General features: G+C 70.5%; 20 protein-coding genes and 1 pseudogene. 14 read left to right on the top strand and 7 right to left on the bottom strand.

Translation table 11 applies throughout. The annotated features are described in order from the left end of the window. Window positions 1-49 precede the first annotated feature (49 nt). A complete protein-coding gene (locus ABZT18_RS06015) occupies window positions 50-955 on the top strand; it encodes an NUDIX domain-containing protein (RefSeq protein ID WP_354995208.1) in 906 nt (301 codons plus the stop codon). A 345-nt stretch (window positions 956-1,300) separates the two neighbouring features. After that, window positions 1,301-2,239: a CDP-alcohol phosphatidyltransferase family protein gene (locus ABZT18_RS06010; RefSeq protein ID WP_354995104.1), complete on the top strand. Its 939-nt coding sequence runs from the start codon at window positions 1,301-1,303 to the stop codon at window positions 2,237-2,239. Between the two features lie 57 nt (window positions 2,240-2,296). On the opposite strand, the gene ABZT18_RS06005 is transcribed toward ABZT18_RS06010, so the two are convergent. The 3 genes and pseudogenes from ABZT18_RS06005 to ABZT18_RS05995 form a co-directional block, all read right to left on the bottom strand. Continuing rightward, window positions 2,297-3,550 (bottom strand): phosphatidylserine decarboxylase, encoded by a 1,254-nt coding sequence (locus tag ABZT18_RS06005; RefSeq protein WP_354995105.1) that lies wholly within the window; start codon window positions 3,548-3,550, stop codon window positions 2,297-2,299. Between the two features lie 584 nt (window positions 3,551-4,134). Next, window positions 4,135-4,353 (bottom strand): annotated as a pseudogene (locus ABZT18_RS06000) (hypothetical protein); the annotation flags it as partial. After that, complete coding sequence (locus ABZT18_RS05995; protein ID WP_354995106.1) at window positions 4,350-6,179, bottom strand: PspC domain-containing protein; 1,830 nt, start codon at window positions 6,177-6,179, stop codon at window positions 4,350-4,352. The gene ABZT18_RS05995 and the pseudogene ABZT18_RS06000, both read right to left, overlap by 4 nt. Before the next feature lie 155 nt (window positions 6,180-6,334). Between ABZT18_RS05995 and ABZT18_RS05990 the strand changes: the two genes are divergently transcribed. The 7 genes from ABZT18_RS05990 (at window position 6,335) to ABZT18_RS05960 (ending at window position 14,615) form a co-directional block, all read left to right on the top strand. Then, window positions 6,335-7,600 (top strand): PspC domain-containing protein, encoded by a 1,266-nt coding sequence (locus ABZT18_RS05990; RefSeq protein WP_354995107.1) that lies wholly within the window; start codon window positions 6,335-6,337, stop codon window positions 7,598-7,600. A 2-nt stretch (window positions 7,601-7,602) separates the two neighbouring features. Next, on the top strand, window positions 7,603-8,289 hold the full coding sequence (locus ABZT18_RS05985; RefSeq protein ID WP_354995209.1) for a response regulator transcription factor: 687 nt from the start codon (window positions 7,603-7,605) through the stop codon (window positions 8,287-8,289). A 588-nt stretch (window positions 8,290-8,877) separates the two neighbouring features. Next, window positions 8,878-10,518 (top strand): ABC transporter substrate-binding protein, encoded by a 1,641-nt coding sequence (locus tag ABZT18_RS05980; RefSeq protein ID WP_354995108.1) that lies wholly within the window; start codon window positions 8,878-8,880, stop codon window positions 10,516-10,518. Window positions 10,519-10,666: 148 nt separating this feature from the next. Beyond that, on the top strand, window positions 10,667-11,593 hold the full coding sequence (locus tag ABZT18_RS05975) for an ABC transporter permease (RefSeq protein ID WP_354995109.1): 927 nt from the start codon (window positions 10,667-10,669) through the stop codon (window positions 11,591-11,593). Next, window positions 11,586-12,554, top strand: coding sequence for an ABC transporter permease (locus ABZT18_RS05970; protein WP_354995110.1), 969 nt, complete (start codon window positions 11,586-11,588; stop codon window positions 12,552-12,554). Before ABZT18_RS05975 ends, ABZT18_RS05970 begins: the two co-directional genes overlap by 8 nt. A gap of 26 nt (window positions 12,555-12,580) precedes the next feature. Further along, window positions 12,581-13,609, top strand: coding sequence for an ABC transporter ATP-binding protein (locus ABZT18_RS05965; protein WP_354995210.1), 1,029 nt, complete (start codon window positions 12,581-12,583; stop codon window positions 13,607-13,609). After that, window positions 13,602-14,615 (top strand): dipeptide ABC transporter ATP-binding protein, encoded by a 1,014-nt coding sequence (locus tag ABZT18_RS05960; protein WP_354995111.1) that lies wholly within the window; start codon window positions 13,602-13,604, stop codon window positions 14,613-14,615. The genes ABZT18_RS05965 and ABZT18_RS05960 overlap by 8 nt, the downstream gene beginning before the upstream one ends. A 168-nt stretch (window positions 14,616-14,783) precedes the next feature. On the opposite strand, the gene ABZT18_RS05955 is transcribed toward ABZT18_RS05960, so the two are convergent. Continuing rightward, window positions 14,784-15,179, bottom strand: coding sequence for a chorismate mutase (locus tag ABZT18_RS05955; protein WP_354995112.1), 396 nt, complete (start codon window positions 15,177-15,179; stop codon window positions 14,784-14,786). Between the two features lie 301 nt (window positions 15,180-15,480). Between ABZT18_RS05955 and pcrA the strand changes: the two genes are divergently transcribed. Next, a complete protein-coding gene (pcrA, locus tag ABZT18_RS05950) occupies window positions 15,481-17,886 on the top strand; it encodes a DNA helicase PcrA (RefSeq protein WP_354995113.1) in 2,406 nt (801 codons plus the stop codon). 155 nt (window positions 17,887-18,041) lie between these two features. On the opposite strand, the gene ABZT18_RS05945 is transcribed toward pcrA, so the two are convergent. Next, entirely contained in the window at window positions 18,042-18,812 is a 771-nt protein-coding gene (locus tag ABZT18_RS05945; RefSeq protein ID WP_354995114.1) for a M23 family metallopeptidase, read from the bottom strand. 273 nt (window positions 18,813-19,085) lie between these two features. Continuing rightward, complete coding sequence (locus ABZT18_RS05940) at window positions 19,086-19,793, bottom strand: M23 family metallopeptidase (RefSeq protein ID WP_354995115.1); 708 nt, start codon at window positions 19,791-19,793, stop codon at window positions 19,086-19,088. 479 nt (window positions 19,794-20,272) lie between these two features. Here ABZT18_RS05940 and ABZT18_RS05935 point away from each other — a divergent pair, with 479 nt between their 5' ends. From ABZT18_RS05935 to sucD, 3 genes are all read left to right on the top strand, one after another. Beyond that, a complete protein-coding gene (locus ABZT18_RS05935) occupies window positions 20,273-20,677 on the top strand; it encodes a cobalamin B12-binding domain-containing protein (protein WP_354995116.1) in 405 nt (134 codons plus the stop codon). Window positions 20,678-21,175: 498 nt separating this feature from the next. After that, window positions 21,176-22,354, top strand: coding sequence for an ADP-forming succinate--CoA ligase subunit beta (gene sucC, locus ABZT18_RS05930; protein ID WP_354995117.1), 1,179 nt, complete (start codon window positions 21,176-21,178; stop codon window positions 22,352-22,354). A 2-nt stretch (window positions 22,355-22,356) separates the two neighbouring features. Then, a complete protein-coding gene (gene sucD / locus ABZT18_RS05925) occupies window positions 22,357-23,244 on the top strand; it encodes a succinate--CoA ligase subunit alpha (protein ID WP_354995118.1) in 888 nt (295 codons plus the stop codon). Between the two features lie 95 nt (window positions 23,245-23,339). Here the strand turns inward: sucD and ABZT18_RS05920 are convergent, their stop codons facing one another. Beyond that, the gene (locus tag ABZT18_RS05920; protein WP_179780945.1) at window positions 23,340-23,606 is read right to left on the bottom strand and encodes a DUF4190 domain-containing protein; all 267 of its coding nucleotides are present in this window, start codon (window positions 23,604-23,606) and stop codon (window positions 23,340-23,342) included. Between the two features lie 200 nt (window positions 23,607-23,806). Between ABZT18_RS05920 and ABZT18_RS05915 the strand changes: the two genes are divergently transcribed. Then, window positions 23,807-25,096, top strand: coding sequence for a DUF6350 family protein (locus ABZT18_RS05915; protein ID WP_354995119.1), 1,290 nt, complete (start codon window positions 23,807-23,809; stop codon window positions 25,094-25,096). Window positions 25,097-25,157: the final 61 nt, after the last annotated feature.

Raw genomic sequence — 25,157 nt, 5'->3', positions numbered from 1 at the left:
GCGGGCGGCGGTCGGTGGGTGGCCGGCGGGGAGCGGAGGCGGGGCGGGGATGGAACTTGTGCGACGGGTCGGGGTTCTTGGGGTTTCTTGGGATTCTGGGCGGGTCTTGGTTGTTCGGGACGGGGTCGGGGGTGAGTTTCCCGGGCTTTGGCGGCTGCCAGGCGGCACCGTGGCGCACGCCGAGCATCCGGAGCACGCCGTGGTCCGCGAGATCACCGAGCAGACCGGGCTGACCGTGACGGTGGGCCGGCTGCGTGCGGTGGTCGCCGACGTGACCACGTACCCGGAGGACGACGCCGCGTTGCACACCGACCGGCTGTTGTTCGAGTTCAGTGTGCGCGGCGGCGCGCTGTGCGATGCGGGAGGCGGTCGGGTCGACCAGGCTCGCTGGCTCACCCCGGCCGAAGTGGCGCAGGTGCCGCTGACACCGTTCACCGCCGAGGTGCTCGGCCTGCCAGTCACTCCGCTGCCGCCTGGAACGCACCGTTCGCACGAGCCGTTCCCGCCGCCGCACCCCGATCGCCGGCTGCGTTTCGGGGCGTACGGGCTGGTCACCGACCCGGCCGGGCGGATCCTGCTGACTCAGATCGCGGACGGCTATCCCGGGGCCGGCCAGTGGCATCTGCCCGGCGGCGGCACCGATCACGGTGAGCAGCCGACGACCGGGCTGCTCCGAGAGTTGATCGAGGAGGGCGGTCAGCTGGGCCGGGTGGTGGAGCTCCTCGGTGTGAATAACCTGCACAATCCCGCCGCACTCGGCCCGGAGGGCCGCCCTTTGGACTGGCATGGCGTACGGGTGATCTATCGGGTGCTGGTGGACGTACCTACCAACGCGGTGGTCACCGAATCCGCCGGAGGTTCGACGGCGCGGGCAGGCTGGTTCACGCGCGACCAGGCTGCTGAGCTGCCGTTGAGCGACATCGCTGCTTCGGCAATCGGACAGGGTGGCCGATAGCACACCGCTCGGTGAGCCGAGATGGTGACCCTCCGGTACAGTCAAAGGCGGGAATGATGGAGGAAACGGGCGATGAGGCCCGGGATGGGAACAAGCGAGCGGTTCGAGCGGTTTAAGCCATATGCAAGTACCGCCGGCAGCTATCGCCAAGCCACATCCCCCTATGCGATGGTGTACTCCGCAAAACGGCTGCCAGGCCACGGAAGGTCCGGCACGACACAGCCGGACACCCGCCTCACGGCGGCCAGCCGATCCGGTGATGGAGGAAACGTGCCGAGAGCCCCATGGCGCCGGCGTCGTACTACTGACAGTCCGCGCCCCGCAGGGCGTCGCTGGGCGGGCCGGTTGCGCCGCAGCAGCACGTTCGCCCGCCAGGTGCTGTTGGTCCGGGTCGGTCGCCGTGACGGCGACCTGCACACGACCGACATGGCCCCGCCCGAGCACCGGTACGCCGACCGGCAGCGCCGTCGCTATGGCCTGGACCGGCTCAGCCGGCCGGCACTGGGCGTCGGTCGAGCCGAGATCGAGGCGGTGATGCCGGTCAGCCCGGCGATGCCGCCGATGGCGCACGCCGACGAGACTTCGGCCCGGTCGATCCCGCTGCTCCCCGGCGAGCGCACAGTCGCACGCCGGATGAAGTTCGGCCTGGTCAACGCCTGCACGCTGGCTAGTCTCATGCTCGGCATGCTGGCCATCTTCCTGGCCATGCAGGGCGAGGTGCGCATCGCCGCGCTCTGCCTGATCGCCTGCGTTGCCTTCGACGGTCTGGACGGCGCACTGGCCCGCCGGCTCGGCGTGGCCAGCCCGTTTGGCGCGCAGATGGACTCACTGGCCGACATGTGCTCGTTCGGTCTCGCCGCGCCGGTCGTGGTCTACGCCTCGCTCGCCGGCTCCGTCTCGACGGCTGCGGCGGCGGTGGCGTGCGCCCTGGTCGCGGCGTGTGCCGCGATTCGACTGGCCCGTTTCAACGTCTCACCGAAGGACGGGCGCTTCTTCTGCGGGGTGCCCAGCACCATGGCGGCCGCGGTGCTCGCCGTGACCGTGGCGATCGGCCTGCCGGTGCCCGGCGCCGTGCTGGTCGCCGGGGTGGCGCTGCTCGCCTTCGCGATGGTCTCGAGCTTCCCGTACGCCAAGCTGGCCCGCCTGGTGAAGCTGCCGCCGTGGCTCTGGCTGGCCCCGGTGATCGGCGCGCTGGTCGACATCCGGCTCACGTTCGCCCTGATCGTGGTGGGCTACCTGGTCAGCGGGCCGGTGCTCTGGCTGCGGCAGCGCCGTACCGCCTGATCCGAGCAGACAAAACGGGGCGCCGCGGACAGCGGCGCCCCGTTTCTCGTTAGCGGGTCAGCGCCAGCGGGCGATGACCGTGGACCCACCGACGACCTTGTCGCCCGGCCCGACCAGCGGGTCCGCGGCCTCCGCCGGGAGGTAGACGTCGGTCCGTGAGCCGAACCGGATCAGCCCGAAGCGTTCGCCCTTGGCCAGCAGCGCGCCGATCGGCGCGCGCTGCACGATCCGGCGGGCGATCAGCCCGGTGCGCTGGGCGACCACCACCGTGCCACGAGCGGTGTCCAGCACGGTGTACGCCGCCACGTTGTGCTCCGCGTCCGGCTTCATCGCGTTGACGAAGCCACCGTCGGCGACGAAGTAGTCCACCACCTTGCCGGCGACCGGGGCCCGATTGACGTGCACGTCCAGCACCGACAGGAAGACCGCGACCCGCAGCCACTCGCCGTCGCCGAAACGCTCGTCGTGCAGTCGCTGCACCGACAGGACCCGCCCGTCCGCGCTGGCGACCACGGCGGAAGGATCTTCCGGCACGTCCCGCTCCGGATCCCGGAAGAACGCGGCGACCGGCCCGGCGGCCAGCGCCGGCAGCAGCCAGAGCTTGGACGACGGACGCGCCACCCGGGCCAGCGCCGCAAGGCCCAACGCGATGCCCGCCGCGGCCACGCCGTTGGAGTCGATGTGCATGCCGCGGGTCAGCGGCACACTCGACGGCCGGTGCGCGGGGGCCAACCGGTCGGCCGCAGCCGGGCTGGCCGGGGTGAACCGCAGTCGGTAGACCCGTACCGGTGGCGAGTTGCGCAGCACCAGATCGGCGCCGACGCCGTAGAGGGCGTCTTGTCGAGCCAGCTCGACGGCGGCGCCGGTGGTGCGGCCGGGCGTGGCGGTGGTCGCCACGGTCAGTACCGCGCCGTCGGCAAGGTACTTGGCCAGGCCCTCGATGCCGCTGCGGGTCTCCTCGGCGGTGCCGGTGAACACGTCGCCGGCGATGACGACCGCGGCGGCCTCGGCCTCGGCCAGCGAGTCGACGACGTCCACCCGGTCGGCGACCCAGCGGCCCTGGGCGGTGACGTGCTCGCGGAGCGCGGCGGCGCCGGACGGCTCGGCGGGCACCACGGTGAGCCGGTCACCGGGGAGCAGCGCCTCGATCGCCGCGGTCAGCACCGCGGATTCCGGGCTCGCGCCGACCAGCAGGGCGGCCTTGGGATCGTTGATCCGGGCCAGCTCGGTGACGAGCGTACGGGCGGCTCGCTCGCCGATGCGGACCGGACCGGACCGGCCGGTGGTACGCACGGCGGGGGACTGGGTCATGTCGGGCGGGCTCCTGACGGGGGTAGAGACGGGAATCGCGGCGGGACCGCCATGGCGGGACGGGCCGGCCGGCGGAGGCGAGATCTCCACCAACCAGCATATGCGTCCGTCCGCGCCAGCCACACCGCCGTGGCCGCGACGTCGGCAGGCACCCGGGGTCACGACTCCCTGCGCCGATCCTCCCGCTCGTCGCCCGGTTGATCGTCGACGACCTCGACCGGATGGTCGGGCCGGGTCGGCTCGTCGCCCTCCGTCGGGGCCGGTCGGGTGAGGATCCCGATTGTCGGCTCCTCGTTCCGATCGTTGGGCTGGCCGGAGACCGGGGCGGTCTGCGGCTCCGACGGCGGATGAGCCAGCCAGGCCGGGTGGATCACCTCGGTGGTCGGCGGCTCCGGTGTCGGTCCCGGCGGGGGAGCGTCCCAGGTGGAGCGTTCGGCTTCCCAGACCGGCAGAGCCGCGCCGGAGGTCGGCGTGGCGGCCCCGGAAACCGGCGCACCGGCCCCGGACATTGAGGCGGCGACCCCGGAAACCGGCGCGGTCGCGCCGGAGACGGGTGCGACGGCCGCAGCGGCACTGGCCTCGGCGGCACTGGCTTCGGCGGCTGGATCCGGTCGGCCCGACTGACCCGAGCGCAGCGCGCCGACCAGCCCGAAGATCCCGATCAGGATGAGGGCGCTGGCCAGGAACCAGCCGACCGGCGGCAGCGCGAGCCCGAGCAGTTGGGCGAGCAGCCACCAGGCGGACAGCGCCAGGAACACGAGCCCAAAGGCGAACGACACCAGATCTGTACGGTGAGCCTTCACCGGGTCACCTCCAGGTTGCCGGCATTGACATGGATGTAGAGGCGTAAGGTCCCGCCGCCGGGCCCGTCCGCGCCGACGTCGGTGGACTCCCGCAGGTTGCCGTCCAGCCCGCCGGACCGGTTGCCGAAGACGTTGGCGTCACCCGCGTTGACGTCGGCCACCGTGGTGACGTCCACGTTCGGCGGCACGACCACGGTCGCCTTGCCGAAGTTGATGGCGACGGTCACCTGCGTGTCCCGTTTCGCGAAGTCGATCCCGCGCAGGTCGAGCACGGCGTCACCGAAGCTGTTCTCGTACCGGTCGGCGAGGTCGCGATAGTCGGTGGGCGCCCAGGTCACCGCACCGTCGACCCCGCGGATCCGGTCGTAGGACTCGGCCACTGTCGCCGTGCCCAGCGCCGCCGCGGTCACCAGGCCAAGCGCGATGAGCCAGCGGGCCCGCCCGAACCAGGTGCCGACCAGCAGCCCCAGCCCGATCGTGGCCAACGCGGCCGCGAAGTACGCCGAGGCGCTCACGGCGAAGACGTCCAGCAGATCGAGCAGGGCGACTACACCGAGGACCAGGAAGATCAGGGAGAAGGTCACCGCGCCGAGCGGCGAACGCTCCCGGGGGCGCTTCGGCGGCTTCGGCGGCTTCGGTGGCTTGGGCGGGGGGTACGCGGCGGGCGCCGGTGAGGCGTACGGGCCGTGCGGCGCGAACGGGGGACGGTAGCCGGACGGTGGCGCGGCGGTCGGGTAGCTGGACGGGGCAGCGGGTGCTGCGGTCACCGGCGCAGACGGCCAGCCGGCGCTGGGCGTGCCGGTGCTCGGCCACCCTGTGGCTGGTGCCGGCCAGCTGGGCTGGACAGTGGTCGTGCCGGCGGGTTGCCCGGACACCGGGCCGACCCCGGACACCGGCTGCGCCGGGGCGGCCGGCTGCGGACCGTCGGTCGGCTGCACGCCGTACGCCGAGGCGGTGACGGTGGGTGCTCCCCCCGTCGTCGCGGTGGCGTACGCCGGATCGCCGCCAACCATCGGTGCCGTCGCCAGCGGGCCGGTCGATGGTGCCGCGCCGTACGACGGCGCGGGCCAGGCAACCGGCGGGACCGGACCGGGCGGGGTGCCGGACGGCGCGGACGGCGCCGGCCCGCCCGGGGCGCCGGGCTGTGGATTCCGGCTGGGACGGTTGAGCAGCAGCGCGCCGGCGACCAGGATGGCCGCGCCGAGCAGCACCGCACGGAAGGCGTCGGTGACGATGTAGCCGAAGCTGGCCGCGACCAGGATGCCCAGGATGATCACGGTCACCGGCGACATGCTGGAGCGACCGCGCCCGAGCATGGACTCGACGGGGGACGCCGTGTCGCCCTCGTTCGGAATGATCAGCCAGGCGGCGACGTACACCAGGATGCCGATGCCCCCGAAGAACCCGAGCACCGCGAGCAGCACCCGCCAGAGCACCGGATCGGTGTTGGTGGCTCGTCCGATCGCCGCGCAGACGCCGGCCAGGTACCGCCCCTCACGCGGCCGAACCAGCCCGTACCGCGAGGTGAAACCGGTGCCGCCCAGCGGCGCGGACGGACCGGGACCCCCTGGCCCGGGTGGTGTGCCCCCGGCCCCGTAGCCGGTGCCGGCCGCGAACCCCGCGCCGGGGCCGTGGGCCGCGCCACGCGGCGCGTAGCCGCCGGCCGGATCACCGGGTGCGGTGGCGGCGGTCGGGCCGGAGCCGGTGGGCGGGCCGAACGTGGTGGGCTCGGTCCATTCGGAGGGCGTCGCGGCTGGTGAGGGCGGTGATGAACCGCCCGGCTGTGCCGACCCCGGTCGGGGTGGCGGGGCAGCTTCCTCGGTCATGCTTCGATCCTGCTGCCAGGTGAACCCGAGCGGCCTCAGGACCCGACCCTGACCCCACCCTGATATCCGGCGGCAGGAATGTCGGGGGCGTCCCCGTGGTCGTGGAGGCCGCAGCGTGTGACGATCGAATCACCGACCTCGACCAGCCCGCCACCGTGACCAGGGAGCCTCCGATCAGCACCGTGACTGCGCCCCCGCGCCTCTACCGCGCCCCCGAGCACCGGATGGCCGCCGGCGTCGCCGCCGGTATCGCCGACCATCTCGGCATTTCGGTGCTGCGGGTGCGCGTCGCGTTCATGGTGCTGCTCGGGCTGAGCGGGCTCGGTCTGCTGCTCTACGCGGCCTTCTGGGCGGTGGTGCCGCTGCGGCCCGGTGACACCGCGGTGCCGCCCCGGCGCGACGTGGCCCAACTCCTGCCGTTCGTGGGGATCGGGCTCGGTGTCCTTCTGATCCAGGTGATGGTCTTCGACTCGGTCGGTGCGGCGGGCACCGCCGGCTGGCTGGTGGCCATCATCGCGGTCGGCGCCGGGGTCATCTGGCACCAGTCGGCGCCCGAACGGCGGCGGCAGTGGGGTGACACCATGCCGGTGCCCTGGCTCGGAGCGGTCGTCGAGGAGAGCGACCGGCGGGCCTTCGTGCTCCGGTTCATCGGCGGGGGAGTGCTGGTCGCGGTCGGCATCATCGGCGTCGCGGCCGTCTACTCGCCAGCGCAGAACTTCGACGCGGTCATCAACGGCGTGATCTTCGCGCTGGTCGGGCTGGCGGGGGTCGGCGTGGTCGCCGCGCCGGTGCTCTGGCGGACGTACAGCCAGCTCCGCTCGGAGCGTGAGGGGCGCATCCGCGAGCAGGAGCGGGCTGAGTTGGCCGCTATGGTGCACGACCAGGTGCTGCACACGTTGGCTCTGATCCAGCGCAACGCCAGCGACGTCAAGACGGTGCAGCGCCTGGCCCGAGGGCAGGAGCGTTCCCTGCGCAACTGGCTCTACAAGCCGACCGCCTCGCCGAGCGAGCGCTTCGCCGCCGCACTGGAGCAGGCCGCAGCCGAGGTCGAGGACACCTTCGCGATCACCGTGGAGGCGGTGGTGGTCGGGGACCGGGAGACCGACGAGAAGGTCGGCGCGCTGGTCGCGGCCGCGCGGGAGGCGTTGGTGAACGCGGCCCGGCACGGCGGGGTGCAGACCGTGTCGCTCTACGCCGAGGTGGAGCCCGATCAGGTCAGCGTCTTCGTCCGGGACCGGGGGAAGGGCTTCGATCCGGATACCGTGGAGGACCACCGGCACGGCGTACGCGGCTCGATCATCGGGCGGATGAAGCGGCACGGCGGACGGGCCGAAATCCGGTCCGGCCCGGGGGAGGGGACCGAGGTCCGGTTGATCCTGCCGATCTCCCGGGACTCGTCCGCAGCGGAGAGGAACAGATGACCATGGCCGAGCAGCCGACCGACCACCTTGACCCGGCGGAAGCCCGCCCTGAGCGGCTGCGGGTGTTCCTGGTGGACGACCACGCCATGTTCCGGGCCGGCGTACGCGCCGAGCTGGGCGCCCACGTCGAGGTGGTGGGCGAGGCGAGCACGGTGGCCGAGGCGGTGACCCGGATCGCCGCCGTCGGACCGGACGTGGTGCTGCTCGACGTGCACATGCCCGACGGCGGTGGACGTGCGGTGCTTGAGGCGATGCGACGCAGCCACCCGCAGGTCAAGTTCCTGGCGCTGAGCGTGTCCGACGCGGCGGAGGACGTCATCGGGCTGATCCGTGCCGGTGCCCGGGGGTACGTCACCAAGACCATCTCCCCGGACGAACTGGCCGCGGCGATCCGGCGCGTGGCGGACGGTGACGCGGTGTTCAGCCCACGGCTGGCCGGGTTCGTGTTGGATGCCTTCGCGGCCCGACCGGACGCCCCGGTGGCCGACCCCGAGCTGGACCAGCTCACCAACCGTGAGCGGGAGGTCCTGCGGCTGCTGGCCCGGGGATACGCGTACAAGGAGATCGCCAAGGAGCTGTTCATCTCCATCAAGACGGTGGAGACGCACGTGTCGAACGTGCTGCGGAAGCTTCAGATGTCCAACCGTTACGAGCTCTCCCGCTGGGCGGCGGATCGCCGCCTCGTGTGACGGTGGTTCCTCAACGGCGAGGATCAGAGGAACGACCGCGGCACCCTCGTCCACCCAGCCGGTGATCGTGCCCGTGCAGCCGTGTTGACCTCGTCCGGACGGGTGGAAATGCGGGTGGTGACGCACGCCGCACCGCGCGAGTTGAACCCGGGGACAGTGCCGAGGGCGTGAGCCGAGGCTGAGGCCCAATGGTCAGGTGACCCACGTATTTCCTGCTCAATGCTGCCCACACCGACCGGTTTATGATCATTTTTCAAGTATCGGCAACGTGGCAAGCAACTAACGGCTTGATAACGGCACCTTCACGGAAGCGGCCAGTGGGTGTCACAGTGGCAACACCTCACCATCGGTGTGTGGCACTCCGTACGGCTCATGGCCATGACCTCGTCGATCGCGGCGGTTCGTGGCTGTGTCGTCTGCGTCGTGTCGCGCCTTGTTGGAGGGGAGCCCGGCGGATCGGAACATCAGGGGTGTCCCCAACTTCCCTGTGGTCCCGGCGACCCGCGCCCCGGGTGGTCGGGCGGTGTCACCCCCAAACGTGCGTGAACTCCACGACGGAACCTGGTTAGAAAGAGGAGGCCCCTCGGAATGAGAGTCTCGAAGCGGGCGACGAGCGCGATCGCGCTCAGCGCAGCTGCCGCACTTGTCGCGAGCGGTTGCTCGAGCGGTGACGGTGACGGCGACGCTGCCACCAGCAAGGATGGCGCGATCGTTGTGCACGGTGTCCAGCCGGAGAACCCGCTGGTCCCGTCGAACACCACGGAGACCGGTGGCGGCAAGGTCATCGACTGGCTGTGGACCGGCCTGGTCGAGTACCCGAACGACGGGGGGGCCCCGCGCAACGCGCTGGCGGAGTCGATCAACACCACGGATTCCAAGGTCTTCACGATCAAGATCAAGAAGGGTACCAAGTTCCACGACGGTACCGAGGTGAAGGCGAAGAACTTCGTCGACGCCTGGAACTGGGCCGCCTACTCGCCGAACGGTGCGCAGAACGGCACCTTCTTCTCGGACATCGCCGGCTTCGACAAGACCTACACCGAGGACCCGGATGGCCCGGATGGCCCCAAGAAGGCCCCGGAGCCGCCGGCCAAGGAGATGTCCGGCCTGAAGGTCATCGACGAGCAGACCTTCGAGGTCACCCTGGGAGCGCCGACCGCGGTCTTCCCGACCAAGCTCGGCTACAGCGCCTTCATGCCGCTGCCGGACGCCTTCTTCACCATGAAGCCCGAAGAGTTCGGCAAGAAGCCGATCGGTAACGGCCCGGTGAAGTTCGTGTCGTGGGAGGACAACGTCCTCATCAAGCTGACGCGCTTCGACGACTACAACCTTCGCGACAAGATGAAGGTCAAGGACGTCGACGTCAAGCTCTACCAGGACGAGACGGCCGCCTACGCCGACCTGCTGGCGAACAACCTCGACTTCATGGAGGTTGTCCCCACCTCGGCGCTCGCCGGTGACAAGTGGAAGACCGACCTCGGTGACCGGGGCCTGTCGACCGTCACGCCGTCGACCGCGTTCATCGCGTTCCCGATGTACGACAAGCGCTTCGCGAACCCGAAGCTGCGTCGTGCCGTGTCGCTGTCGGTGAACCGGCAGGAGATCTCGGACAAGATCTTCTTCGGTACCCGCAAGCCGGCCGACAGCTGGGCGAACCCGCTGACCCCGGGCGCCAAGCCGGGCAACTGCACCGCCTGCAAGTTCGACCCGACCACGGCCAAGCAGCTGCTGACCGAGGCCGGTGGCTTCACGGGCGAGATGGTCTTCTACTACAACGCCGACTCCAGCCACAAGGACTGGATGGACGCCGTTGCGCAGCAGGTCAAGACCAACCTCGGCATCGAGGCTCGGGCTGAGGGCGTGCCGACCTTCGCGGTCTTCCGCCAGAACATCAACGCCCACAAGATGACCGGTCCGTACCGTGCCGCCTGGCAGCAGGACTACCCGGACGTCGAGAACTGGGTCAACCCGCTCTTCATCACCGGTGGCTCGTCGAACGACGGCCTCTACAGCAACAAGGACCTCGACGCCCTGGCCAAGCAGGCCAGCGGTGCGCCGAGCCTGGAAGCTTCGCACGAGGCCTTCGCCAAGGCCGTCGAGCTGGTTGACCAGGACGTCCCGAGCATCCCGGTCTACTTCTACGGTCAGCAGTCCGGCCACTCGGAGAAGATCAAGAAGCTCGAGCTGAACAACGTCGGCGAACTCGACATCACCTCGGTCGAGCTCTGATCCGAACGGTCTGACCCCGGGTCGGGCTCGCCACATCCGGTGAGCCCGACCCGGGGCCGTTCCGCGAGCGGGTGTTACAACACTCCACTCGCACGTTGTCACCACCGTGTCGGCCGTCCGACGCGCCCCCTGTCTGGAGGACCACCCCATGGGCCGTTATCTGTTGAGACGGCTGCTCCAACTCGTGCCGGTCTTCATCGGTACGACGTTCCTGATCTACTGGCTCGTCTGGTCTGTCCCAGGCGATCCGTTCGCCGGCAAGTGCGGTGAGCGTCGCTGTCCGGACCAGTACATCGCCTTCATGACTGAGAAGTACCACCTCGACCAGAACGTCTTCGTGCAGTACGCCAACTACATGAAGAACCTGCTCCAGGGTGACTTCGGTCAGACGTTCTCGCAGCGCGAGATCAGCGACATCATCGCGACGGCGTACCCGAACACGCTGAAGCTGGCCCTGGTCGCGCTCGCCATCGAGGCCGTGATCGGCCTCGGCGCCGGCGTGCTGACCGGTCTGCGGCGCAACGGCTTCCTGGACAACCTGGTGCTGGTCTCCACGCTCTTCCTGATCGCGCTGCCGGTCTTCGTGGTCGGCTTCGTGCTTCAGTGGCTGCTGGGCGTGCAGTGGGGCATCGTCAAGCCGACCGTCTCCTCCGAGATGCGGTGGTCCGAGCTGATCGTGCCGGGCTTCGTGCTCGGCAGTGCGTCAGTGGCGTACATCGCCCGGGTGGCACGGACGAGCATCGCGGAGAACCGCAGTGCCGACTACGTGCGCACCGCTATCGCCAAGGGTCTTCCGATGCGCCGGGTGGTAGGCGTGCACCTGCTGCGCAACTCGCTCATCCCGGTGGTCACCCTGCTCGGCACCGACCTCGGTGCCCTGATGGGCGGCGCGATCGTCACCGAGGGGATCTTCGGCATCAACGGGATCGGCCGCGCGGTGTACCGCGCGATCGTGACCAAGGAGAGCGCCACCGTGGTGGGCATCGTGGTCGTCCTAGTGCTGGTCTATCTCGTGATGAACCTGCTGGTTGACCTGCTCTACGCCGCCCTGGACCCGAGGATCCGTTATGAGTGACCCGAGTACCGCATCTATCGTCAGCACCCCTGGCGCGCACCCAACCGACTCTGCCGCCCCTGCCACCGTGGGCCAGCCGCAGAGCAACGAAAAGCCTCGTGGCCTGCTCGGCGACGCCTGGCGGGACCTTCGGCGCAAGCCGTTGTTCTGGATCTCCGCCACGTTGATCGTCATCTTCCTGCTGATGGCGGCCTTCCCGGCGCTGTTCGCCCCGGGTGACGCGGTCAACGGATCCCTGTCCCGCAGCCTCGACAAGCCGTCCGCTGATGGCTGGTTCGGCTATGACGTGCAGGGCCGCGACGTCTACGCCCGGGTCATCTACGGTGCGCGGGCGTCCGTCATCGTCGCCGTGCTCTCCGTGATCGGCACCCTGCTCGTCGGCGGCGCCATGGGCATCATCTCCGGCTACCGCGGTGGCTGGGTGGACGGGCTGCTGAGCCGGATCGCCGACGTCTTCTTCGGGCTGCCCTTCGTGCTCGGCGCGATCGTCATCCTGACCACGTTCAACGGCTCGGGCGCCGGCAACAGCAAGGCCGAGATCATGGGCCTGGTGATCGTCTCGCTGGTCGTGCTGAGCTGGCCGGTCGTGATGCGCCTGATGCGTTCCTCGGTGCTTGCCACCAAGGAGGCCGACTACATCGTCGCTGCCCGTGCCCTGGGTGCCGGCACCGGTCGGATCATCCTCAAGCACCTGCTGCCGAACTGCCTGGCCCCGCTGCTGGTCTACGGCACGATCATGGTCGGCTCGTTCATCGGCGCCGAGGCCACCCTGTCGTTCCTGGGCGTTGGTCTGAAGTCGCCAGTGGTGTCCTGGGGCATCATGATCAGCGACGGTAAGGATTTCATCCGGGTCGCGCCAGGGCTGGTCTTCTTCCCCGCCGCGTTCCTCGTCACCGCAGTGCTGAGCTTCGTGATGCTCGGTGAGGCGGTCCGCGAGGCCCTCGATCCGAAACTCCGCTAGGGGAGATCCAGTTGTCCGACATTCTCGTGTCCGAGCAGTCCACGCCGGGACCCGGCGGGTCCGGACGTCCCTCCGGTCGGCTGCTCGAGGTCGACGACCTGCGGGTGGAGTTCCGTACCCGGGACGGCGTCGCAAAGGTCATCAACGGGGTCACGTACCACGTCGACGCGGGGGAGACCCTCGCCGTGTTGGGCGAGTCCGGCTCCGGTAAGAGCGTCACGGCCCAGACCGTCATGGGCATCCTCGACACGCCGCCCGGCTTCGTCACCGGTGGGCAGGTCCGCTTCCACGGCAAGGACATGCTCCGCATGTCCGACGAGGAGCGCCGCCGCATCCGCGGTGAGGGCATCGCGATGATCTTCCAGGACGCGCTCTCCGCGCTGAACCCCGTCTTCACCGTCGGGTTCCAGATCGCCGAGCAGTTCCGGGTCCGGCGGGGCATGGGTCGCGCGGAGGCCAAGAAGCGCGCGATCGACATGCTCGACCAGGTCAAGATCCCGAACGCCAAGGACCGGTTCAACAACTACCCACACCAGTTCTCCGGTGGTATGCGGCAGCGCGCGATGATCGCGATGTCGCTGGCGCTCGACCCGGAGGTGCTGATCGCTGACGAGCCGACCACCGCGCTCGACGTGACCGTGCAGGCCCAGATCATGGACCTGCTCGCCGAGCTCCAGCGTGAGCGGCAGATGGGCATGATCCTGATCACCCACGACCTCGGCGTGGTCGCCGACGTCGCGGACCGGATCGCGGTCATGTACGCGGGCCGGATCGTCGAGGAAGCCGATGTGTACGACCTGTACGCCAAGCCGGCGCACCCGTACACGATCGGCCTGATCGAATCGATCCCGCGCCTGGACGAGAAGGGGCAGCAGCTCCGGACGATCAAGGGCCTCCCGCCGAACCTCATGAACATCCCGCCGGGCTGCCCGTTCAACCCGCGCTGCCCCATGGCTCAGCCGGTGTGCCGGGAGAAGCTCCCGCCGCTGCTGCAGGTGGGCAACGCCCGGGCCAGCGCCTGCCACTTCGCCGAGGAGCTGGTGAACCGTGTCTGAGAACATCCTCGAGGTCCGTGACCTGGTCAAGCACTACCCCGTAACCCAGGGTGTGGTGTTCAAGAAGACCGTCGGTCAGGTCAAGGCGGTCGACGGAGTCTCGTTCGGCCTGCGTGCCGGTGAGACCCTCGGCGTGGTCGGCGAGTCCGGCTGCGGCAAGTCGACCCTCGCCCGGGTTCTCATGAACCTGGAGAAGCCGACCGCCGGCAGCGTGATCTACAAGGGCCAGGACACCTCCAAGCTGTCCGGTGGGGCGCTGCGGCGCCTCCGCCGGCAGATCCAGCTGGTCATGCAGGACCCGTACACCTCGCTGAACCCGCGGATGACCGTCGGCGACCTGCTTGGTGAGCCGTTCGAGATCCACCCGGAGGTGGCGCCCAAGGGCAGCCGTCGGGCCAAGGTCAGGGAACTGCTCGACCTGGTCGGGCTCAATCCGGAGCACATCAACCGGTACCCGCACCAGTTCTCCGGCGGTCAGCGTCAGCGCATCGGCATCGCCCGTGCGCTCGCGCTGCGGCCCGAGATCATCGTCTGCGACGAGCCGGTGTCGGCGCTGGACGTCTCCATCCAGGCCCAGGTGATGAACCTCCTGGAGCAGCTGCAGGGCGAGTTCGGGCTCTCGTACGTCTTCATCGCCCACGACCTGTCGGTGGTCCGCCACCTCTCGGACCGGGTCGCGGTGATGTACCTCGGCAAGGTCGTCGAGATCGGCACCGAGGACGAGATCTACGAGCGGCCGACCCACCCGTACACCCAGGCTCTGCTCTCCGCGGTGCCCGTTCCGGACCCGACGCAGCGGAACAACAAGACGATCATCCGGCTCACGGGTGACGTGCCGTCGCCGATCAGCCCGCCCTCGGGCTGCCGGTTCCGGACCCGCTGCTGGAAGGCCCAGGATGTCTGCGCGGAGCAGGTCCCGCTGCTGGAGATCCGACGCGACTCGGACCACCCGAGCGCCTGCCACTTCGCGGAGCGGCGCGAGATCGTCGCCACGCACGAGGCGTGAGTCACCGAAGCCGCCTGCCGACGTCGCCACGACGACGGCAGGCGGTTTTGGCTGTCCCGGGACCCGGATCGGGCCGCTCCCGCGCCGAATGGCCGGCCGGCAGGTCCGGGCCTGCCCCGGTAGTCAGCGGCCCGCCGGGTGCGGCTCACAGCGGCCCGCCGGTGTGGGTTACAGCGGGCCGCGGCCTGCGCGGAGCAGCAGCAGTGCCAACTGGGTGCCGTCGGCGCCGAGCACGACTCGGAAGCGCTCCAGGATGTCCCGTTCCCGGGAGAGGACCAGGCGCGTACCGCCGGAGGCCAAACGGGTCGCCCCTACCTCCTGGGACAGTGCGGCCCGCTCCTGCCAGAGCGCGATCAGCGCCTGGTCGATCTCGTCGATTCGTTCCCTGATCTGCACGATCCGAGCGGCGGCGGTTGGCTCCTCGGTGCCGGTCCGCGCCTCGGCCGGCCCAGTGTTCTCGACCGCCGGCAACAGTGGCACCGCCGGCTCGCTCGCGTTCGCCGAAGGCTGCTCAGCCTTCGGTCGGATCGGGCCGCCGCTCTGCTCCACCACGTCTGTCATCATCGGGTACCCCTCGCGCTGTGGTGCCCGGTGCCCGGAACCCGGGACGGAAAAAGCCCCGGACTCCAGGAGCCCGGGGCTTTCGTAGGTCTGAATCGATCAGGCGCGACCTACGGCAGCCGGACTCCCGGTGCCGTAGTAAAAGTAGTAGCGCGCAGCGATCACGCCGTCGAGTATGCCCACGTCGGCGCCGAGTGCGCAAGGATTCAGCGTCGCGAAGGGGACCTTTCTTACGCCTGGGCGCGGAGGTGGCGGTAGCGCGCGGTCGGGAAGTGTCTGGCCGGCGGCATAGACTTGTCGGGCGATGCATCCTCTCTTCGACATCCCCGCGTCCCCGCCTGCGCCGGAGTCCGCGCCGGCTCGCCCGGACCGGCCCCGGCCGGCCGCCGTCCACCTCGATCCGCAGCAGCTGCTCGCCGGGCTGAACGGGCCGCAGCGCGACGCGGTCACCCATGCCGGCTCGCCGCTGTTGATCGTGGCGGGTGCCGGTTCCGGCAAGACCCGGGTGCTCACCCACCGGATCGCCTACCTGCTCGCCGCGCGGGACGTCCATCCCGGGGAGATCATCGCGATCACGTTCACCAACAAGGCGGCCGGCGAGATGAAGGAGCGGGTGGCCGCGCTGGTCGGCCCGCGCGCCCGGCTGATGTGGGTGTCGACGTTCCACTCGGCGTGTGTCCGGATCCTCCGCGCCGAGCACGAGCACGCGGGCCTCAAGTCCACGTTCTCGATCTACGACGCGGACGACTCCCGCCGGCTGATGCAGTTGGTCGCCCGCGAGCTCGATCTCGACCCGAAGCGCTACCCGGCACGCGGGCTGGCCGCCCAGGTCTCCAATCTCAAGAACGAGCTGGTCGACCCGGAGCAGTTCGCCGCGCGGGCCACCGGGCCGAACGAACGGGCGTTGGCCGAGGCGTACACGCTCTACCAGCGCCGGCTGCGCGAGGCGCACGCACTGGACTTCGACGACCTGATCATGACCACGGTGCACCTGCTCCAGTCCCACCCGCACGTCGCGGAGAGCTACCGTCGGCGGTTCCGGCACGTCATGGTCGACGAGTATCAGGACACCAACCACGCGCAGTACACGCTGATCAAGGAGCTGGTCTCCGGCACCGAGGGGCTGGAGCCGGCCGAGCTGTGCGTGGTCGGCGACGCCGACCAGTCGATCTACGCGTTCCGGGGCGCGACGATCCGCAACATCCTGGAGTTCGAACGGGACTTCACCAGCGCGCGGACGATCCTGCTGGAGCAGAACTACCGCTCCACCCAGACCATCCTCAACGCGGCCAACGCGGTGATCGACCGGAACACCTCCCGCAAGCCGAAGCGGCTGTGGAGCGAGGCCGGCGCCGGCGAGCGGATCGTCGGCTACGTGGCCGACACCGAGCACGCCGAGGCGGACTGGGCGGCCCGGGAGATCGACCGGCTGGTCGACGCCGACGAGACCCGCCCCGGGGACGTCGCGGTCTTCTACCGCACCAACGCCCAGTCCCGGGTCTTCGAAGAGGTGTTCATCCGCGTCGGCCTGCCCTACAAGGTGGTCGGCGGGGTGCGCTTCTACGAGCGCAAGGAGGTCCGCGACGCACTGGCGTACCTGCGTTCGGTGGTCAACGACGACGACACGGTAAGCCTGCGGCGGGTGCTCAACACCCCTCGCCGGGGGATCGGCGACCGCGCCGAGGCGTGTGTCGAGGCGCTCTCCAGCCGCGACCGGATCTCGTTCGGCGCGGCACTGCGCCGGGCCCGTGAGGCGCCGGGCATCTCCAGCCGGGCGGCCAACGGCATCGCCGACTTCGTGGCGCTGCTCGGCGACGCCCGGGAGCTGGCCGAGACCGGCACCCCGGAGGAGGTGTTGGAGGTGCTGCTGACCCGCTCCGGCTACCTCACCGAGCTGGAGGAGAGCCTGGACCCGCAGGACGCCGGCCGGGTGGACAACCTCCAGGAGTTGGTCAGCGTCGCCCGGGAGTACACCGAGCGGATCGAGGCGCTGGGCGAGGAGGGGGAGCGGGCCACCCTGGCCGGTTTCCTGGAGCAGGTGGCGCTTGTCGCCGACGCCGACCAGATCCCCTCCGACGACCCCGACCACCAGGGCGTGGTCACGCTGATGACGTTGCACACCGCCAAGGGCCTGGAGTTCCCGGTGGTCTTCCTGACCGGGCTGGAGGACGGCGTCTTCCCGCACCTGCGCTCGCTGGGCGACACCCGCGAGCTGGAGGAGGAGCGCCGGCTGGCGTACGTCGGCATCACCCGTGCCCGACAGCGGCTCTACCTCTCCCGGGCGGTGACCCGCTCGGCCTGGGGCCAGCCGTCCTACAACCCGCCGTCGCGGTTCCTGGAGGAGTTGCCGACGGAGTTGGTGCACTGGGAGCGCACCGAAGGGTCGTACACCTCGTGGGCCGGCGGGGGCGGCGGCGTCGGCGGTCGTGCCGACCGCACGCCCGGCGGTCGGGGCACCTTCACCGGGGGCACGCCGAAGGCCGCGCAGCTGGCCCAGCGGCTCGGCGTGGACGCCAGCCGGCTGACCACGGCCAGCGAGCTGCCGCAGGGGCCGAAGGTGTCCGCTGGCGACCGGGTCAATCACCAGCGGTACGGGTTGGGGCGGGTGCTCGCCGTCGAGGGGCACGGGCCGGGCGCCCGTGCGCAGATCGACTTCGGCGACCAGACCATGTGGCTGGTGCTGCGACACGCCCCGGTCGACAAGCTCTGACCCAAGGCGGCACCCGGCTGCCCACCGCCACACGCCGCCCGCCCGACCAAGATCGCGCTACTTCGTTGAAAGAGTGGCCTCTGCGCTGCCGGAGGCCACTCTTTCCATGATGTTGTGCGGAACAAGCGATCTTCAGACGTGCGGGGTGCGCTGGATCAGCAGCCCAGGTCCACGCCGCGTGCCCGCATGAACGGGGCCGGGTCGACCTGGTTCCACATGCCCTGGTGCACCTCGAAGTGCAGGTGCGGACCGGTGGCGTCGCCCGTGGCGCCCTCGTAGCCGATGACCTGGCCGACCTTGACCTTCTGGCCGACCGTGACCGCGATGCGGCTCTGGTGGGCGTAGTGGGTCAGGTAGCCGTTCCCGTGGTCGATGAAGACGGAATTGCCGTACCCGTCGGAGGCGTCACCGGCCTGGGTCACGGTGCCGGCGGCCGCGGCGCGGATCGGCGTACCGGAGGGCAGCGCCAGGTCGATACCGGCGTGCAGGGTGCCCCAGCGCTGCCCGTAGCAGGAGGTGACCGCTGCACCGGGCATCGGATCGACCCAGGCGGGTGTGGGCTTGGTGGTCGTCTTCGGCTTCGGCGTGGCCTTCGCGGTGGCCGCCTTCGTCGGTGTCGGGCTGGCGCTGGTCGCCGAGGGGCTCGGTGTCGGACTGGCCGAGGGGACGACCGGCGCGCTCGACTCGCGGGCGGAGCGGTCCGCCCGGCTGGCGGCGTCGGCCCGGGACTGCGCGTCGAGGGAGACGGCTGCGGGTGCCGGGCGCTCTGTTCTCGTGGTGGCGACGGCGACACCGCCGAGGCCGAGGGCGACCAGAGCGGCGGCGCTGAGCACGATGAGCCGGTTCCGCCGGCCGGCGCGCTGCGGCTGCTCGGTCGGGGCGGTGTCGGGGGTGTTCTCGTTCTGGACGGGGCTGTCTTCCTGCACGGCGGACCTTCACAGTCGAGGGGGCACTGACCTCGAAATACTGGTGTCGGGCCGAGCGAGGGCTGGTACGGGGACTGCGTGGCCGCGCGGTTGGCGGTGGGTTGCGTGCCCGGATATGGCCGGCTCTGTTGCGGTACATCCGGAAACGCGATCATGTTGCCAGGTGTCGCCGGTCACAATCCCGGCTGTGACCCGGCAGACATCCGCCGGAACCGTGCAACGAAAAACCGCCCGGATCGACAGATCCGGGCGGTCAACGGTCGGTACGCAGCGTCAGGACGCGGCTACCTCGCTGTAGAGTGCCTCGAATTGCAGCTTGATGTCCACTCCGCGGTCTTGGAGGAACGGCACCGGGTCGATCGGCTTGCCCTTGACATGGATCTCCAAGTGCAGGTGGGTGCCGTAGGCGTGGCCGGTCTGGCCCACCAGGCCGAGCTGGTCGCCCGCCTTGATCTGCTGGCCTTCCTTGACGCTCACCGCGGAGGAGTGGCCGTAGATGGCCTCGCTGCCGTCGGCGTGCTGAACGATCACGGCGTTGCCGTACCCGCCGAACCAGCCGGCCTTGGTGACCAGCCCATCGTGGACCGCCACATAGGGCGTGCCCTCGCCGGCGACCAGGTCCACGCCGGTGTGCATCTTGCCCCAGCGCATCCCGTACGGGGAGTTGAAGTCGTAGCCCTGCAGTGGCAGCAGCCAGACCTCGGGCTCGGCGCTGTCCTTGCTGCGGCTGTCCCGGGAGGCGCGGTCGGCGTTGTCCGCACGGGCCGCGGCGTCCTGGCTGGTGACCGACGCCTGCTTGAGCTCGTCGAGCACCGTCGGGCTGACGTCCTTGGCGTCCGGCAGGGCGCTCGCGCCTAGTGCGACGATGCCGGCCCCGACGAACGCGGTGGTGACGACAGCGGCGTAACGGCTACGCGGCGGTGTGGGAACGCGGCGGCGACCGCGATATCGATCGGGCTCAGACGACAGGCGCTGGCGCACGCACACCCTCCGTTGTCGGGGTTCCGAAGCGGCCGGTGGACGTTCGTGAAGCTCCGGTGAACGTCCGCTGACCGCGTCGTCACCCGTCCATGGACCTGATGACAACCGTGGCCACGTTAGCCAACCGACAGGCGACTCACAAGCTAGAGCGCCAAATTGGCGTGTCGATCTGTCCGTTTGCGTCCATGATTGTCACGCATCGCGACGCCAAACGGTGCCCTCGTTGCTGCCCGTTCGTCGCCGAGCGTTACCGATCCGGCGGAGTCGTCCGGCTTGACTGCGGGCAGTTCCCCGGCGCGGTGCCGGACGCCTCCGGCGGACCTCCCCCGGCACCCGCTGGTCGCACGGGCGGAACCCGGCGGTCGCACGGGCGGAGGCCGGTTGCGGAGCCGGGTTTCCGGCCCGGATTTCCCGGGCTGGGTCCGTCGGGTTACCGTTCGTTCAGGTGAAGGCCGTGAAGCCGGTGAAAGGGTGCGCTGATGAGCTCTCGTATTCGGGTCGTCGTCGCGAAGCCCGGTCTGGACGGCCACGACCGGGGCGCGAAGGTCGTCGCGCGTGCCCTGCGGGACGCCGGGATGGAGGTCGTCTACACCGGCCTGCACCAGACCCCCGAGCAGATCGTGGAGACCGCCATCCAGGAGGACGCCGACGCGGTCGGCCTGTCCGTCCTCTCCGGCGCGCACATGACGCTCTTCCGGCGCGTGCTGGAACTGCTCAGTGAGCGGGACGCCCGCGACATCGTCGTGTTCGGCGGCGGCATCATTCCGAACGGCGACATTCCCGAGCTGCAGAAGCTGGGCGTCGCAAAGATCTTCACGCCGGGCGCCACCACTCAGGCGATTGTCGAGTGGGTCCGACAGAACGTCGCGCAGCCGGTTTCCTGAGGCGCACGCGAAGGTTCGCCAGGCGGGCCGTGACGGGTTCGCCAGGCAGGCCGTGACGGGTTCGCCAGGCGGGCCGTGACGGGTCGGCGACCGGGTCCGGGCACGGGGGAGGGGCCGGACGCACCCCTCACACGTCCGGCCCCTCTATGCACGATGCCCCGCCGCCACCCCTCGACCGACAGGGCATCGGCCGTCTCCCGTCATCGCGCTTTTCAGCGCTCCGACATCTGACTCAACGACGCCCTCACGGCCGGGTTACGCACCCCGGGCAACATCGCCCGGACGGTGGATACCGCCCGCGTCACGGCCGGAAACTGGCCGTGCCCGATGTCCGGTGTGCATTACCGCACACCGTGCACCCGCTCGGTTGCCGGTGGTGCCGACCTCGCTAGGCTGCGGCCAATGGCCTGTTTCAACTGATGACAGGCGTCAAACTGTTTTTTGAACGCTGGTGGCGGCGCGACGGCGCGCCGCGGAGACGGGACGGGACGCGCAATCGTGGACCTGTACGAGTACCAGGGGCGGGACCTGTTCGAGCGGCACGGCTTGCCCGTGCTGGCCGGCGGCGTCGCCACTACCCCGGAAGAGGCCCGCGCGATCGCCGAACGCCTCGGCGGTCGAGTGGTCGTCAAGGCGCAGGTAAAGGTCGGCGGCCGAGGTAAGGCCGGCGGCGTCAAGCTGGCCGAGGGCCCGGATGAGGCGGTGGCCAGGGCCACGGACATCCTCGGCATGGACATCAAGGGTCACACCGTCCACAAGGTCATGATCACGGTGACCGCTGACGTGGTCGACGAGTACTACTTCTCGTACCTGCTCGACCGCGCGAACCGCACCTTCCTCTGCATCGCCAGCGTCGCCGGCGGCATGGACATCGAGCAGGTCGCCGCCGAGACCCCCGACAAGGTCGTGAAGGCCCCGATCGACGCCGTGAAGGGCGTGGACGAGGCCAAGGCTCGCGAGATCGTGACCGCCGCCGGCTTCCCGGCCGAGGTCGCCGACCAGGTGGTCGAGGTGGCCGTCGGTCTGTGGCAGGCGTTCGTCGCCGAGGACGCCACGCTGGTCGAGGTGAACCCGCTGGCCAAGAACGGCGACGGGCGAATGCTGCTGCTCGACGCCAAGATCAGCCTGGACGAGAGCGCGGCGTTCCGGCACCCGGACCACGAGGCGCTGGTCGACCAGGCCGCGGTGGACCCGCTGGAGCAGGCCGCGAAGGCCAAGGACCTCAACTACGTCAAGCTCGACGGCGAGGTCGGCATCATCGGCAACGGTGCGGGTCTGGTCATGTCGACCCTCGACGTGGTCGCGTACGCCGGTGAGCGGCACGGCAACGTCAAGCCGGCCAACTTCCTCGACATCGGCGGTGGCGCGAGTGCCGCGGTGATGGCGAACGGGCTGGAGATCGTGCTCTCCGACCCGGCCGTGAAGAGCGTCTTCGTCAACGTCTTCGGCGGCATCACCGCCTGCGACGAGGTCGCCAACGGCATCATCCAGGCGCTGGCCCTGCTGGAGCAGCGCGGCGAGCAGGTCACCAAGCCGCTCGTCGTCCGTCTCGACGGCAACAACGCCGAGGCTGGCCGGGCGATCCTGGACAGCGCGAACAACCCGCTCGTGCAGCGGGTGGACACCATGGACGGTGCGGCCGAGCGGGCCGCCGAGCTGGCAGCTGCGGGGGTCTGATCATGGCTATCTGGCTGACCAAGGACTCGAAGGTCATCGTCCAGGGGATGACCGGTTCCGAGGGTTCCAAGCACACCCGGCGGATGCTCGCCGCCGGCACCAACGTGGTGGGCGGCGTCAACCCGCGCAAGGCGGGCCAGAAGGTCGACTTCGACGGCACCGAGCTGCCGGTCTTCGCGTCCGTCGCGGACGCGATGGCCGAGACCGGGGCCGACGTCAGCGTCATCTTCGTGCCGCCGCAGTTCACCAAGGCCGCCGTGGTCGAGGCGATCGACGCCGCGATCCCGCTGGCCGTGGTGATCACCGAGGGCGTCCCGGTGCACGACACCGCGGCGTTCTGGGCGTACAACGTGGCGCAGGGCGAGCGGACCCGGATCATCGGGCCGAACTGCCCGGGCATCGCCTCGCCCGGCGCGTCCAACGCCGGCATCATTCCGGCCGACATCACCGGCTCCGGCCGGATCGGCCTGGTCAGCAAGAGCGGCACGCTGACCTACCAGATGATGTACGAGTTGCGCGACATCGGCTTCTCCACCTGCGTCGGCATCGGTGGCGACCCGATCATCGGGACCACCCACATCGACGCCCTGGCGGCGTTCGAGGCCGACCCGGAGACCGACGCCATCGTCATGATCGGTGAGATCGGCGGCGACGCCGAGGAGCGGGCCGCCGAGTTCATCAAGGCCAACGTCACCAAGCCGGTGGTCGGCTACATCGCCGGCTTCACCGCGCCTCCCGGCAAGACCATGGGTCACGCCGGGGCGATCATCTCCGGCTCGGCCGGCACCGCCGAGGCGAAGCAGGCGGCGCTGGAGGCGGTCGGAGTCAAGGTCGGCAAGACGCCGACCGAGACCGCGAAGCTGATGCGGGAGATCATGTCCGGCAGCTGAGCCGGTCCGGCAGCACCGAAGGGGGTCGACCGCAGCCGGTCGGCCCCCTTCGGCGTACGTGCGTTACCAGCGGGCTCGTTGGTCGACCAGCCCGCTCAGTCGTTGTTCCAGAACGGGTAGTTGCCGGTCGCGCGCAGGATCGCTCCACCGATGATGTTGATCACGCCGAACACGATGGCGAGATACCCGAGCAGCGGTGACTGCCCGTACCGCCGGGCGTCGCGGATGGACAGGTAACCGAAGATGATGCCGAGAATGCCGCAGCAGATCAGCCCCAGCACGATGCCCAGCACGCCCCACAGCGTGGTCCGGTCCCGTCCCCGGGCCGGTGGTGGCGGTGGTGGCGGGTATGGCGTCGTCACAGCTTCCTCCGGGCGGTCGTGAGCGGCGTGCTGGCCCGGACCGCGACCGGCGGACCCGACCCGGGCGGCGGTGACGCGCGCCCCCTCTGGCCCGAGGCTAGACCGGACCGCGTGGCCTGGACCCCGGTTCGGTCAACTCGCCGCACTTCGGGCGGGTTAACGGACTGCCACCGCCCGCGCGACGTGCCAGAGTAGAGCGGATGCCCCCCGTCACCCCTGACCGTCCCAGCCGTCCCGGCGGTGTGAACGCCGACGACCGGCCGGTCGACCGTGCCGTGCCGACCCGACGGGTGCCCGCGCCTCGCGCGGGCGGATCGCCACGCGGGCGTGCACCGTTGCCCGTCGCCGCCGGGGTGGCCGCAGGCTGGGCCGCCCTCACCTCCTACCTGCCGGTCGCCATCGTGCTCGGCCTGGTTCAGCTCGGCGCGGACTCCACCACCCTGACCAGCACCCTGCGCACCGCGCTGGCCGGCTGGCTGCTCGGGCACGGCGTGCCGTTGCACACCGAGTCCGGCCCGCTCGGGCTCGCCCCACTGGCGTTGACCGTGCTCGCGCTCTGGCGGCTGACCCGAGCCGGGGTGCACGTCAGCCGCGCGATCGGTGCCCGCGACACCCGCTCACCGCGCCGAGCGCTGCTCGCCGCGGGCGCGGTCGGCATCGCGTACGCGCTGCTCGGCGCGCTCGCGGCAGTGCTGGTCGGCAGCGGTGGGCCGGAGGTGTCCCCGATCCGGGTGGGAGCCACGTTCGCGGTGGTCGGCACGCTCGCCGCCCTGGTCGGCGCCACCCGGATCACTGCCGTGACCCGGCTGCTCGTCGCCCGGATGCCGGATCCGGTGCGGCACGGCATTCGCACCGGTCTGGTGGCCGGGCTGCTGCTGCTCGGCGCGGGCGCCGGTGCGGCCGGCCTGGCGGTGGCCACCGGCGGCGGTGACGCGGCGGACATGATCGGGGCGTACCGGACCGGGGTTGCCGGGCAGGCTGGGATCACCGTGGTCAGCATGGCGTACGCGCCGAACGCGGCGATCTGGTCGGCCAGCTACCTGCTCGGGCCGGGCTTCGCGGTCGGCACCGACACCGCGGTTCGCACTAGCGAGGTGTCGGTCGGCGCACTGCCGGCCGTACCGTTGCTCGCCGGCCTGCCGCGTGGCCCGGTGGACGGCTTCGGCGCCCTACTGCTCGCGGTGCCGGTGCTGGCCGGGATGGTCGCCGGCTGGCTGCTTGCCCGCCGGGTGGCCCGGCTCGCCGGGCCGGAGCGGGCCCCGCGGCGCTGGGCCGCTCTGCTGGTGCCAGCGGCGCTGGCCGGGCCGGTGGCCGGCGTGCTGCTCGGCGTGGCCGCCACGCTCTCCGGCGGGCCGCTCGGTGCCGGTCGGCTCGCGCACGTTGGGCCGGTGGGCTGGCAGGTCGGGGCGGTGGCGGCCGGTGTCATCGCGGTCGGCGCACTGCTCGGTGCCGCCGCCACCCGGGCGCTCACCCGCGCCCCCGCACAGTAGGAGCCGGGCGCAGCAGACGAGCGCGGGGCGCCCCGGACGAATCCGGAGCGCCCCGTCGATG

Source organism: Micromonospora sp. NPDC005291 (assembly GCF_040607415.1).
Classification (GTDB): Bacteria; Actinomycetota; Actinomycetes; order Mycobacteriales; family Micromonosporaceae; genus Micromonospora.
Note: the sequence above shows the minus strand (reverse complement) of the source record. Positions and strands in the feature narration are given on the sequence as shown.

Excerpts from the sequence above, each read along its gene's own strand:
- ABZT18_RS06015 (WP_354995208.1), top strand. The coding sequence starts at position 50 with ATGGAACTTGTGCGACGGGTCGGGGTTCTTGGGGTTTCTTGGGATTCT.
- ABZT18_RS06005 (WP_354995105.1), bottom strand. The coding sequence starts at position 3,550 with ATGACCCAGTCCCCCGCCGTGCGTACCACCGGCCGGTCCGGTCCGGTC.
- ABZT18_RS05995 (WP_354995106.1), bottom strand. The coding sequence starts at position 6,179 with ATGACCGAGGAAGCTGCCCCGCCACCCCGACCGGGGTCGGCACAGCCG.
- ABZT18_RS05985 (WP_354995209.1), top strand. The coding sequence starts at position 7,603 with ATGGCCGAGCAGCCGACCGACCACCTTGACCCGGCGGAAGCCCGCCCT.
- ABZT18_RS05980 (WP_354995108.1), top strand. The coding sequence starts at position 8,878 with ATGAGAGTCTCGAAGCGGGCGACGAGCGCGATCGCGCTCAGCGCAGCT.
- ABZT18_RS05975 (WP_354995109.1), top strand. The coding sequence starts at position 10,667 with ATGGGCCGTTATCTGTTGAGACGGCTGCTCCAACTCGTGCCGGTCTTC.
- ABZT18_RS05970 (WP_354995110.1), top strand. The coding sequence starts at position 11,586 with ATGAGTGACCCGAGTACCGCATCTATCGTCAGCACCCCTGGCGCGCAC.
- ABZT18_RS05955 (WP_354995112.1), bottom strand. The coding sequence starts at position 15,179 with ATGATGACAGACGTGGTGGAGCAGAGCGGCGGCCCGATCCGACCGAAG.
- pcrA (WP_354995113.1), top strand. The coding sequence starts at position 15,481 with ATGCATCCTCTCTTCGACATCCCCGCGTCCCCGCCTGCGCCGGAGTCC.
- ABZT18_RS05935 (WP_354995116.1), top strand. The coding sequence starts at position 20,273 with ATGAGCTCTCGTATTCGGGTCGTCGTCGCGAAGCCCGGTCTGGACGGC.
- sucD (WP_354995118.1), top strand. The coding sequence starts at position 22,357 with ATGGCTATCTGGCTGACCAAGGACTCGAAGGTCATCGTCCAGGGGATG.
- ABZT18_RS05915 (WP_354995119.1), top strand. The coding sequence starts at position 23,807 with ATGCCCCCCGTCACCCCTGACCGTCCCAGCCGTCCCGGCGGTGTGAAC.